The following is a 12,467-nucleotide window of genomic DNA, read 5'->3' as shown; positions in this document are numbered from 1 at the left end:
GCCGACTTTTTTACTTGAAGGCGATGATCGGCTGATCAACCGCCAGGCTCTCGCCCGGCGTGGCCAGCAATTTTTCCACCACGCAATCGCGCTCGGCCTTGAGCACGTTTTCCATTTTCATGGCTTCAATCTTGGCCAGGATTTCACCGGCTTTGACCTCCTGCCCCGTCGTCACCGCAATCTGTGTCAGTAGCCCCGGCATGGGCGACAGCAAAAACTTGGACATATCGGGTGCGGATTTCACCGGCATCAGCGCATGCAGCTCGGCCGTACGTGCTGACATCACCTGTACGTCAGCCTGCACGCCCCAGTGGAACAGGCGATACACCAGGCCGCGGCGCTCAACCTGCATGCACATCGGTTCACCATTGATGGCGCCGAGGTACAGTGGATTACCAAATTGCCAGCGTGAGCGCACGGCGTAGTGCTGGCCAGCGAATTGAACATCCCATCCCTCTTCTCGCGCTGACGCGGGCGTGACTTTCACCTGATATTTTTCCTTGCCGATCAGCACGACGAAATCACTGCTCGGCTGAAACTCGTGCCCACGCATCTGGCCTGAAATGGTGGCGTTACGTTTCAAAAACTGGCGGTTCATTGCGGCGGCAACGGCGACCAGCATGGCGGGATCATCGTGCGGCACATCGGCTGCGTCAAAACCTTTCGGGTATTCCTCGGCGATCAGGCCGGTGTTGAAATCACCCGAGACAAACCGCGGGTGCTGCATCAGCGCCGCCTGAAAAGCGATGTTGGATGAAACGCCACGAATCACAAAACGGTTCAACGCATCGCGCATGCGGGTAATCGCTTCTTCGCGGGTGGGCGCATGCACGATCAGCTTGGCGATCATTGAATCGTAAAACATCGAAATCTCGCCGCCTTCCGCCACGCCAGTATCAACGCGCACGGCACCGGCACTCTCCGGCGGTGGAATGTATTTCACCAGCCGACCGGTGGAAGGCAGAAAGCCACGGAACGGGTCTTCAGCGTTGATGCGGCATTCCATCGCCCAGCCATCAAGCTTGACCTGTTCTTGCGTCATGGGCAGCTTTTCGCCGGCGGCAACGCGAATCATCAGCTCGACCAGATCAAGCCCGGTAATCATTTCCGTCACCGGATGTTCCACCTGCAACCGGGTGTTCATTTCGAGGAAATAAAAACCTTTATCCTTGCCAACCACAAACTCAACCGTACCAGCCGATTGGTAGTTCACCGCACGGGCCAGTGCCACAGCCTGCTCGCCCATGGCTTTGCGGGTGGCTGCATCAAGAAATGGCGATGGCGCTTCTTCAATGACTTTCTGGTGCCTGCGCTGAATCGAGCATTCGCGTTCCCACAAATACACCATGTTGCCATGCGCATCGCCGATGAGCTGAATCTCGATGTGGCGAGGCTCTTCGATAAATTTTTCAATGAACACGCGATCATCGCCAAACGCATTTTTGGCTTCAGTCGTGCAAGAAGTAAACCCTTCGTGCGCCTCCTGGTCGTTGTAAGCCACGCGCAGTCCCTTGCCGCCGCCGCCCGCCGAGGCTTTGATCATCACCGGGTAGCCAATGTCCTTGGCAATTTCAACTGCCTGTTCTGGCGTGTTGATCGCTTTGTTGTAGCCGGGGATGACATTGACACGAGCTTTTAACGCAAGATTCTTGGAAGCGATTTTATCGCCCATCGCAGCAATCGACTCGTGCTTTGGCCCGATGAAAATGATGCCTTCTTCTTCCAGCCGACGCGAGAATTCCGCGTTTTCGGAAAGAAAACCATAGCCCGGATGCACCGCCTCGGCGCCTGTTTGTTTGCAGGCGGCGATGATTTTGTCCATCACCAGATAAGATTCTTTCGAGGCCGCCGGGCCGATGCAAACTGCCTCATCGGCGAGTTCAACATGGCGCGCATCGCGGTCGGCTTCTGAGTACACCGCCACGGTTTTGATGCCCATCTTGTGGGCTGTTTTGATCACGCGGCAGGCAATTTCCCCCCGGTTCGCAATTAGGATCTTCTTAAACATGCTTCACCTCCGGGGAGAAATAGCCTGGGCACGCTACGCGTGCAAGGCAATTTAGCTTCGTTGCTGCGCCGCTACGCGGCTGGTCTCCACGATTCGCAATAAGTATTTTCTTGAACATGATTTTTCCTTGCCCGCGCTTAGAGTGGAATGTTGCCGTGCTTGCGCCACGGGTTTTCGATTTTCTTGTTTTTCAGCATCGCCAGGCTGCGGCAGATGCGCTTGCGGGTTTCGTGCGGCATGATCACATCATCAATAAACCCGCGCGCGCCGGCCACGAAGGGATTGGCAAACTTGGCCTTGTATTCCGCTTCGCGCGCGGCCACTTTGACCGGATCATTTTTCTCGTCGCGGAAAATGATTTCCACTGCACCCTTGGGGCCCATCACCGCAATTTCAGCGGAAGGCCAGGCAAAATTCACGTCGCCCCGCAAGTGTTTTGAGGCCATCACGTCATATGCACCGCCGTAAGCCTTGCGCGTAATCAGCGTGACTTTCGGCACGGTGCATTCGGCATAGGCATACAGCAGCTTGGCGCCATGCTTGATGATGCCGCCATATTCCTGCGCCGTGCCCGGCATGAAACCGGGGACATCGACCAGCGTGATGACCGGGATGTTGAACGCATCGCAAAAGCGCACAAACCGCGCTGCCTTGATCGACGATTTGATGTCCAGGCAACCCGCCAGCACCATCGGCTGATTGGCCACAATGCCCACCGCATCACCTTCCATGCGGGCAAAGCCGACGATGATGTTTTTCGCGTGATCCGGCTGTAGCTCGAAAAAATCCGCATCATCGACCATCTTCAGAATCAGCTCCTTGATGTCGTAAGGCTTGTTGGCGCTGTCGGGTACCAGCGTATCCAGCGAATAATCCAGCCGGTCGGCCGGGTCGTCCGTTGGTCTGGCGGGCGGGTTGGCTTTATTGTTGAGCGGCATGTAGTTGAAGAAGCGCCGCATCATTTGCAGGGCATCCACGTCATTTTCAAACGCCCGGTCAGCCACGCCCGAACGCGTGGTGTGCGTTACTGCACCACCGAGTTCTTCTGCCGTCACTTCTTCGTGGGTCACGGTTTTCACGACTTCAGGGCCGGTGACAAACATGTAGGACGAATCCTTGACCATGAAAATAAAATCTGTCATGGCCGGGCTATACACCGCGCCACCGGCGCAGGGCCCCATGATCATCGAGATCTGCGGAATCACGCCGGACGCCATGACATTGCGCTGGAATACTTCGGCGTAACCACCCAGCGCGGCCACACCTTCTTGAATACGTGCGCCGCCAGAGTCGTTGATGCCAATGATCGGCGCGCCCACTTGAATGGCTTTATCCATCACCTTGCAGATTTTTTCGGCATGGGCTTCGGAAAGCGCGCCGCCGAAAACAGTGAAATCCTGCGAGAAAACAAACACCATGCGGCCGTTAATCGTGCCATAACCAATGACCACGCCATCGCCCGGAACATGCTCGTCCGCCATGCCGAAATCAACACAGCGATGTTCTTTGAACATGTCCCATTCTTCGAACGTGCCCTCGTCGAGCAACAGTTCGATGCGCTCGCGCGCGGTCAGTTTGCCTTTGGCATGTTGCGCATCAATGCGCTTCTGGCCACCGCCCAGTGCAGCCCTGGCGCGTTTGGTATCGAGTTGATTAATAATGTCATTCACACGAATTGCCTCCCAAAAAATCGTTTTATTTAAAAAGAGCCAGCAGTTGCCGCGCAGCGAGTGCTGGCGGCAAGATGCCAGAGGTTACGTTCCGCGTTACTTCTGGCAAAGCGGCCATGACAGCGGGATGCGAGCGAAATCGGTGGCGCAGCGTTGCGTCAATCTGCTGCCACATCCAGTCATTTGCCTGACGTTTGCGGCGCGCTTCCATGTCACCGGCAGCAGTCATCGTGATGCGAAATTGTTCGATGGTTTGCCAGAATTCAGCAATCCCTTCTTTTTTTGTCGCCGATAACATCAGCACGGGTGGCTGCCAATGGGGGGAGGCCGGGCGCAGCATGGTCAGCGCCGAACGCATTTGGCTCGCTGCGGCTTGTGCTGCCATGGGGTCAATATCCACTTTATTAAAGACGACCAAATCGGCGAGCTCAACGATGCCTTTTTTAATCGCCTGCAAGTCGTCACCGGCATTGGGCAATTGCAGCAGCACGAAAACATCGGTCATCCCGGCGACGGCAATTTCCGACTGACCCACGCCAACCGTTTCGACAATGATGGTGTCAAAGCCAGCCGCTTCGCACAGCAGCATGGCCTCGCGGGTTTTTTCCGCCACGCCGCCCAGGCTGCCGGATGCTGGCGAGGGCCGGATGAACGCTGCCTCTTCACGGCACAGTAATTCCATGCGGGTCTTGTCGCCCAGTATCGAGCCGCCGGAAAGCGACGACGAAGGATCCACCGCCAACACGGCCAGCCGGTGGCCACGTGCAATCAGAAAAAGCCCGAGTGCTTCGATAAAGGTTGATTTACCAACACCCGGCACGCCGGAAATACCAATGCGGATAGAACGCCCGGTGTGTGGCAGCAGCTCGGTGAGCAGCGCTTGTGCCTGGGTTTGATGCGCATCCAGAGTGGATTCTGCCAGCGTGATCGCTTTGGCCAGCGCACGACGGTTGCCACTGCGCAGCTCGCCAGCGAGCGCGCTGTAGTCAATGGCGGGTGAAGCTGGCACCTTGAATCAAGCCTTGTGCGCAGCAGCAATCGCACGCAAAACTTCGCGTGCGGAGTCGGGAATCGGCGTGCCCGGGCCGAAAATTCCCGCAGCACCGACCTGGTAAAGCTCAGCATAGTCTTGCGCTGGAATCACGCCGCCGACAAATACCACAATGTCGTCCGCCCCCTGTGCTTTGAGCGCCTGGATCAGCGCCGGCACCAGCGTTTTATGGCCGGCGGCAAGCGTGGACACGCCGATGGCATGAACGTCATTTTCAATCGCCTGGCGCGCGGCCTCGATCGGAGTCTGGAACAGCGGGCCGACATCGACGTCGAAGCCGAGGTCGGCAAAGGCGGTGGCGACCACTTTCGCACCGCGATCGTGACCGTCCTGACCGAGCTTGACGATCATGATGCGCGGCCGACGGCCAGCCCTGGCGGCAAAGCTTTCAATTTCGGTGCGAATGTCATTCATCGTGCTGTCCCCCTCGCCTGTTCCATAAGCTGCACTATAAACGCCGGAGACGGTTTGGTTGGTGGCGCGATGACGCCCCCAGACTTCTTCTAACGCATCCGAAATTTCGCCCACGGTAGCGCGCAGGCGCGTGGCCTTGATGGCCAGGTCGAGCGTATTGCCCTGACCGCTCTTTGCCGCCTCGGTCAGCGCCGCCAGCGCCGCTTTGACGGCGGCCGTGTCGCGCGTGGCGCGGATGTGCTTCAAGCGGGTAATCTGACCGTCGCGCACGGCATGGTTGTCGACGTCGAGGATGTCGATCGGCGCCTCTTCCTTGAGCTTGTATTTGTTGACGCCGACGATCACGTCCTTGCCGGAATCGATGCGCGCCTGCTTTTCCGCCGCGCATTTTTCGATCTGCAGCTTGGCCCAGCCGCTTTGCACTGCCTGCGTCATGCCGCCCATCGTGTCGACTTCCTCGATGATGCTCCAGGCCTTGTCGGCGAGGTCCTGGGTCAGCTTCTCCATCATGTAGCTGCCGGCCCACGGGTCGATGACGTTGGTGATGTGGGTCTCTTCCTGGATGATGAGCTGGGTGTTGCGCGCGATGCGCGATGAAAACTCGGTCGGCAGGGCGATGGCTTCGTCGAGCGAGTTGGTGTGCAGCGACTGGGTGCCGCCGAACACGGCAGCCATCGCCTCAACCGTGGTGCGCACGATGTTGTTGTACGGGTCCTGCTCGGTCAGCGACCAGCCGGAAGTCTGGCAATGGGTGCGCAGCATCGAGGATTTCGGATTCTTCGGCTTGAACTCGTCCATGATGCGCCACCACAACAGGCGCGCGGCGCGTAGCTTGGCCACTTCGAGATAGAAGTTCATGCCGATGGCAAAGAAGAACGACAGCCGTCCGGCGAACTCATCCACATCCATGCCGCTGGCAATCGCCGTTTTCACATACTCGCGGCCGTCGGCTAGCGTGAAGGCCAATTCGAGTGCCTGCGTCGCCCCGGCTTCCTGCATGTGATAGCCGGAAATCGAAATCGAGTTGAACTTCGGCATGTGCTGCGCGGTGTAGCCGATGATGTCGGCGATGATGCGCATCGACGGTTCCGGCGGGTAGATGTAGGTATTGCGCACCATGAACTCTTTGAGGATGTCGTTCTGGATCGTGCCGGAAAGCTTGTCCTGCGGCACGCCCTGTTCTTCGGCCGCCACCACGTAGCCGGCGAGGATCGGCAGCACGGCGCCGTTCATGGTCATCGAAACGGAAACCTTGTCGAGCGGGATGCCGTCGAACAGGATTTTCATGTCCTCGACCGAATCGATTGCCACGCCGGCCTTGCCGACATCGCCGGTAACGCGCGGATGGTCGGAGTCATAACCGCGATGGGTGGCCAGATCGAAAGCCACCGAGACCCCTTGACCACCGGCGGCCAGCGCCTTGCGATAAAACGCGTTGGATTCTTCCGCCGTGGAAAACCCTGCATATTGGCGGATGGTCCATGGCCGTACGGCATACATCGTCGCCTGCGGGCCGCGCACATAGGGCGCAAAACCGGGCAAGGTGTTGGCAAAAGGCAATGTCGCCGTATCTGCCTGTGTGTAAAGCGGTTTGACGGTAATGCCTTCCGGCGTTTCCCAATTCAGTTGCGAGACATCACCGCCGGGTGCCGATTTGGCAGCGGCTTTGACCCAGGTTTCCAGTGAAGGTGTCGGCACGGGATTAGAACCGTTGGAATGATTGGAATGGGTGCTCATGGGTAGTGACCTCTCTGCTGCATTGTCTTTCAAAAAAACTGTGCGATGACCAGGCGATGCCGATGCAGTGCTGGCGCAGTTGACTTTCTGACTGTCTAATATGATACTGCATTCATAATTATGATAGCAAGAAAACAAGCCCAAAGCGTGCTTCATTCTGACGCGAACACACTCAATGCCCCAGCACTTTATGCGCAGGTAGCAGAGCGTTTGCGCGCCAGAATTTTTGCGCACGAGCTTTTGCCAGGCAGTTGGATCGATGAGCAAGTGCTCGCTGCCGAGTATGGCATCAGCCGCACGCCCATGCGCGAAGCGCTCAAAGTATTGGCCTCAGAAGGCTTGGTGACCTTGAAGCCGCGCCGGGGTTGTTATGTCACGGAATTGTCAGAACAAGAACGCAGCGAGGTTTTCCCGGTGATGGCGTTACTTGAAAGTCGCGTCGCTGAAGACGCCGCGCGCCGTGCCACCAGCGCCGACTTTTCGCGCTTGACTGCAATTCATGAAGAACTGGAAACCCATGCGGCAGCGAATGACGTGGATCATTTTTTTGAAACCAACCAGCGCTTTCATATCGCCTTGCAAGAAATCGCGGGTAACCGCTATCTTGCGCAATTGATTAACGATACGCGGCAGGTGGCCAAGCTTGCCCGACGCGATTCGTTGCGCCCTGCAGGACGGCTTCAGCAATCGTTGCAGGAACATCGCGCCATTCTTGAGGCGCTCCTGGCACGGGATGCCGCCCTCGCGGGTCAGCGTATGCACAGCCACCTATTGTCGGGCGGCTCGGTGGAATAAGTCGCGTTGAATAACTGGCGGGACCGTTGTGTGCGGTTGCGAGCAGTTGCGTGTCGTTAAGTTTATTTCCTCTGATTGGCAAAGAGCCACCACGCAAGCCCAAATAAATAACGCCCAGTCAAGGGCGTTATTTATTTCTACCAGTAACGGCTCGTTAGCGTCAGTGATGGCGCTGCCCGCTGTGATGATTAGCCGACTTGGCATCACGCTGGCTGGAACGCGCCGGACGCGGCGCGCTGTTACGTTCACCAGAGCCGCGGTTGGTAGCGGATCGACCCGGACGCTTTGCGGCCGACGATGGCTTACGTGCGGAAGGGCGATCCGTGGTTGTGCGCGAAGGATGGGTTTGTTGCGGCTCAAAACCCGGCAGGATGGAGGTTTCCAGCTCGCGCTTCAGGAGCCGCTCAATGTCGCGCAACTGAATGCGCTCATCAATGCTGACCAAAGATAATGCGGTTCCGTTCGCGCCCGCACGTCCTGTACGACCGATGCGGTGAATGTAGTCTTCAGCAACATGCGGCAACTCGAAATTCACCACACGCGGCAATGAATCGATGTCGATGCCGCGAGCGGCAATATCGGTGGCTACTAATGCCGCGAGCTTGCCTGATTTGAAGTCAGCCAGCGCGCGGGTGCGTGCATTTTGCGATTTGTTGCCATGCAAAGCGGCGGAGCGAATGCCCGATTGATCGAGCTTTTTCGCCAGCGCATCGGCACCGTGTTTGGTGCGGCAGAACACTAACACTTGATGCCAGCCGTGCGCTTCAAAAAGGTGCAGCAGCACGTCGCGCTTTTGATTCTGGTCGACACGAATCACTGATTGCGCTACCAGCTCAGCGGGCGCATTGCGGCGAGCTACTTCAACCAGTGCCGGGTTTTTGAGCACGGTATGGGCCAGCTCGCGCACTTCAGGAGCGAAGGTGGCGGAAAACATCAGGTTTTGCCGTTCGCGTGGCAGACGCTCGATGATTTTGCGAATATCGCGGATAAAGCCCATATCGAACATACGGTCGGCTTCGTCGAGAATGAGCGTAGTTACTTTGGATAAATCAACAGTGCGCTGGCTGATGTGATCCAGCAACCGTCCTGGCGTGGCGACCAGAACATCCACCCCGCGACGCATGGTTTGAATCTGCGGGTTGATGCTGACGCCGCCAAAAACGGCCAGGCTGCGAATGCCGGTATGTTTGCCATAGGCACGCACGCTTTCTTCAACCTGTGCTGCCAACTCACGGGTGGGAACGAGCACCAGCGCACGCGGGGCTGTGTGCGTGACGCGCTGCAAGGGGGTGTTAGCCGTTTGCGGTGCATAAGTCAGGCGCTGCAATAACGGCAGCACAAAGGCGGCTGTTTTGCCGGTGCCGGTTTGTGCCATCGCTTCCAGATCGCGTCCGGCCAGAATGAACGGGATGGCTTGTGTTTGAATCGGTGTCGGTGTGGTGTAGCCCTGTTCGCCAATGGCGCGCAGGAGCTCGGGCGAGAGCCCAAGTTCGGAGAACTGCATGATATTTACCTCTGAAGCCGACCGGCCGCGCTGTGGTGTTCAGTGCAACTCAGTCCGGACGGAAACTTCGATGGGGTTGAAACCGGAGAAGCGCTTCGCCCCAAAGACATAAAGCGGGCATGAAGCGGTTTTCATCAGGCACGGCTAGGGGACTGAATCGCAGCCGTTTAGAGGGTGAAGCGGGGCGCAATGTACCATAGATCGGCGGAAAGAGCCAACTTCGAGCGTCAGCAGTGCTGCTGGAGAGTGGCATAAAGCTACCCCAAGTTGCTGACACGGCCGCGCTGAGCTTTGACTTTTCCATGCAGAATCTTGCTGTCGAGACGGCGTTTCTGTGAATTGCGGGATGGCTTTGTCGCGCGGCGCTGGCGCGGGATGAAGGCAGCCTTGGCAATCAGGTCGCGCCGCCGCGTCAGGGCAGCGAAGCTATTGCGTTCGAGACTGCAATATTGCTGCGCCTTGATGACCACGATGCCATCGGCGCTGATACGCTGGTCGCTCACTTGCAGCAGGCGTGTCTTGATCTCCTCGGGCAGGAGGACGCCCGAATATCGAAACGCAGATGAACCGCGTTCGAGACCTTGTTGATGTTCTGCCCTCCTGCGCCCTGGGCGCGAATAGCGGTGAATTCAACCTCGTCATCACGCAGCAGGAATGGCGTGGCAGCGTGAATCATTTCACTTGGCATCAAAAAGTCGGCGCTGGCGAGACGGCGAATCCGTCAGACAGAGAACATAAAGGCGCACGGGCTGTTCGCCTGTCACGCTGCCAGGCTGCGGTTGGCGATAACCTGTCGCAGGACGAAGCTGGTATGCACACCGGTCACGCCTTCAATGCGTGTGATGCGGTTAAGCAGCAAATCCTGGTAGGCATCCATGTCACGCACTACGGCTTTGAGCTGGTAGTCGGCATCCTGCCCGGTGATGAGCAGGCATTCCACCACTTCGGGCAGTTCACTTATGGCCGTCTCAAAGTTGGTAAAGCGCTCCGGCGTATGCCGATCCATTGAAATATGCACCAGCGCCATCAGCGAGAGGCCGAGTTTGCGGGCATCTACCTGAGCATGGTAGCCCGTGATCAGCCCGGCTTCTTCCAGCGCGCGCACGCGCCGCAGGCAAGGCGAAGGTGAGAGGCCGATCTGATCGGCCAGATCCTGATTGGTCAAGCGCCCCTGGGTTTGCAGCAGGGTCAGAATATGGCGGTCGTATCGATCTAGTTCCATTGATTGCTTAAGGATGTGGCAATTAGAATAAATAATATCAATATTTAATATTTTCTAGCAATATTATATCAATATGATGTCTTTTATGGGTAAGCTTAGCAATCATTCTCCTCGGCTTCTGGAATACACTGCCTTCTCTACATGACAGCAGTTGCAGTCACTACCGGACTCCCACAAAGCGCTTCGGCATGCCGCTCGCCCACGAGGAAAGAGCGACGTCGCCAACCTCACAAAGGTTGAGGACAACAGGACTGTGATTGCTGCCAGGTAGATCGAATGATCAATTTCGTCACGCCGTCTTGAAAGGAGTCCATCATGCTTGCTCATCCCGCTACCAAATATCGTCCCTTTGCACCCATTGCGCTGACAGATCGCCGCTGGCCCAACCGGACAATCGATCGTGCGCCAATCTGGATGAGCGCCGACCTGCGTGACGGCAATCAAGCCTTGTTTGAACCGATGGATGCCGAACGCAAGCTGCGTTTTTTCCGCACGCTTTGCGCGATCGGCTTTAAGGAAATCGAGATAGCTTTCCCTGCCGCCTCGCAGCCAGAATTTGATTTCGTGCGCCAGTTGATCGAGCAAGACATGATCCCCGAGGGCGTCACCATCGGCGTGTTGACCCAGGCACGGCCTGAATTGATTGCGCGCACGATCGAAGCAGTGCGTGGTGCACGGCGTGCCATTGTGCATGTCTATAACGCTACATCACCGGTTTTCCGCGACACGGTATTTGGCATGGACAAGGCCGAAGTCATTGCCTTGGCCGTGAGCGCTGTGAGCCAGGTATGCGAACTTGTCGCTGCCGCACCCGAGACCGAATGGGTGCTCGAATACAGCCCGGAGACTTTTGCTGCAACCGAGCTCGATTTTGCGCTTGAAGTGTGCGATGCCGTCACTGCCGCATGGGGTGCGACACCGCAGCGCAAGATGATTCTCAATTTACCGACGACCGTTGAAGTGGCCACACCGAATGTGTATGCCGACCAGATCGAATGGATGCATTGCCACTTGGCGCGGCGCGATAGCGTGATCTTGAGCGTGCACCCGCATAATGACCGAGGTACCGCCGTGGCGTCGGCGGAATTGGCCTTGATGGCCGGCGCTGAACGTGTCGAAGGCTGTCTTTTCGGCAATGGCGAGCGCACGGGTAACGTCGATCTTGTCACGCTCGCACTCAATCTTTATACCCAGGGCGTGGCATCGGGACTGGATTTTTCCGACATCAACGCGGTGGCGCGTGTGGCCGAAGAATGTACGCGCTTGCCCATTCATCCGCGCCATCCCTATGTAGGCGACCTGGTCTTCACCGCTTTTTCCGGTTCGCATCAGGACGCGATCAAGAAAGGCTTTGCCGCGCAGGCCAAAGATGCCCTCTGGAATGTGCCTTATCTGCCGGTGGATCCAGCTGATCTTGGCCGCAGCTATGATTCGGTGATCCGTGTTAACAGCCAGTCAGGCAAGGGTGGCGTGGCATATCTGCTGGAAACACATTATGGCATCGTCATGCCACGGCGCTTGCAAATCGAGTTTGCCGGTGTCATTCAACGACATACCGAAATGCATGGCGGTGAAGTCAGTGCTGCCGATGTCTGGCGGTTGTTCGCGGCGACCTATCTTGACGCCGAAGCGCCCGTGCATTTGATTGAACACCATCTTTTCGAGCAGGGCAGCGCGCAAGGCGTGCGCCTGACGATTAGTTTCCATGGCCAGCGCCAAGTGATCAGCGGGGAAGGCAATGGCCCCATCGACGCTGCGGTGAATGCTTTACGCAGCATTGGCATCAACATCCAGGTGCGCAGTTTTGAGGAACGTTCGGTCGGCGGTGATAGCGAGGCGCGTGCGTGCGCATTCATCGAGGTGGCCGGCGCTGGCAGCGGCGAACGTTTCGGTGTCGGCCTGGATACCAACATCGTCACCGCCTCGCTCAAGGCGCTGGTCAGCGGGGTGAACCGGCTGGGCTTGATGGATACTGCGGAGCGCGAACAACAAGCAGCGTAATTGTGTACGGACGGCTGTCATGGCAGACAGCTGTCGTAAAAAGTCGGCGCTGGTGGTACGGCGAT

The 12,467-nt window shown here is 57.4% G+C and carries 10 protein-coding genes; 2 read left to right on the top strand and 8 right to left on the bottom strand.

From position 1 onward, the window contains the following. Window positions 1-10: 10 nt before the first annotated feature. The 4 genes from accC to scpA form a co-directional block, all read right to left on the bottom strand. Window positions 11-2,008 (bottom strand): acetyl-CoA carboxylase biotin carboxylase subunit, encoded by a 1,998-nt coding sequence (gene accC, locus PG1C_RS13190; protein ID WP_202635195.1) that lies wholly within the window; start codon window positions 2,006-2,008, stop codon window positions 11-13. A gap of 137 nt (window positions 2,009-2,145) precedes the next feature. Next, the gene (locus tag PG1C_RS13185; protein WP_202635194.1) at window positions 2,146-3,678 is read right to left on the bottom strand and encodes an acyl-CoA carboxylase subunit beta; all 1,533 of its coding nucleotides are present in this window, start codon (window positions 3,676-3,678) and stop codon (window positions 2,146-2,148) included. A gap of 25 nt (window positions 3,679-3,703) precedes the next feature. Further along, entirely contained in the window at window positions 3,704-4,687 is a 984-nt protein-coding gene (meaB, locus tag PG1C_RS13180) for a methylmalonyl Co-A mutase-associated GTPase MeaB (protein ID WP_202635193.1), read from the bottom strand. A 6-nt stretch (window positions 4,688-4,693) separates the two neighbouring features. Beyond that, a complete protein-coding gene (scpA, locus tag PG1C_RS13175; protein ID WP_202635192.1) occupies window positions 4,694-6,880 on the bottom strand; it encodes a methylmalonyl-CoA mutase in 2,187 nt (728 codons plus the stop codon). A gap of 120 nt (window positions 6,881-7,000) precedes the next feature. Between scpA and PG1C_RS13170 the strand changes: the two genes are divergently transcribed. Beyond that, window positions 7,001-7,675, top strand: a complete 675-nt coding sequence (locus PG1C_RS13170) for a GntR family transcriptional regulator (RefSeq protein WP_202635191.1) — start codon at window positions 7,001-7,003, stop codon at window positions 7,673-7,675. 160 nt (window positions 7,676-7,835) lie between these two features. Here the strand turns inward: PG1C_RS13170 and PG1C_RS13165 are convergent, their stop codons facing one another. From PG1C_RS13165 to PG1C_RS13155, 4 genes are all read right to left on the bottom strand, one after another. Next, window positions 7,836-9,179 (bottom strand): DEAD/DEAH box helicase, encoded by a 1,344-nt coding sequence (locus tag PG1C_RS13165; RefSeq protein WP_202635190.1) that lies wholly within the window; start codon window positions 9,177-9,179, stop codon window positions 7,836-7,838. 257 nt (window positions 9,180-9,436) lie between these two features. Continuing rightward, complete coding sequence (locus PG1C_RS15140) at window positions 9,437-9,682, bottom strand: hypothetical protein (RefSeq protein ID WP_479687748.1); 246 nt, start codon at window positions 9,680-9,682, stop codon at window positions 9,437-9,439. Then, window positions 9,679-9,855 (bottom strand): peptide chain release factor-like protein, encoded by a 177-nt coding sequence (locus tag PG1C_RS15135; protein WP_479687754.1) that lies wholly within the window; start codon window positions 9,853-9,855, stop codon window positions 9,679-9,681. Before PG1C_RS15135 ends, PG1C_RS15140 begins: the two co-directional genes overlap by 4 nt. A gap of 84 nt (window positions 9,856-9,939) precedes the next feature. Next, window positions 9,940-10,401 (bottom strand): Lrp/AsnC family transcriptional regulator, encoded by a 462-nt coding sequence (locus PG1C_RS13155; protein ID WP_202635189.1) that lies wholly within the window; start codon window positions 10,399-10,401, stop codon window positions 9,940-9,942. Between the two features lie 315 nt (window positions 10,402-10,716). On the opposite strand from PG1C_RS13155, the gene leuA reads away from it, so the two are divergent. Further along, window positions 10,717-12,402, top strand: coding sequence for a 2-isopropylmalate synthase (leuA, locus tag PG1C_RS13150; RefSeq protein ID WP_202635188.1), 1,686 nt, complete (start codon window positions 10,717-10,719; stop codon window positions 12,400-12,402). Window positions 12,403-12,467 lie beyond the last annotated feature (65 nt).

The organism is Rugosibacter aromaticivorans, from assembly GCF_000934545.1.
In the GTDB taxonomy this organism is placed as follows: Bacteria; Pseudomonadota; Gammaproteobacteria; order Burkholderiales; family Rhodocyclaceae; genus Rugosibacter; species Rugosibacter aromaticivorans.
This window is presented reverse-complemented; position numbering and strand designations above follow the sequence as displayed.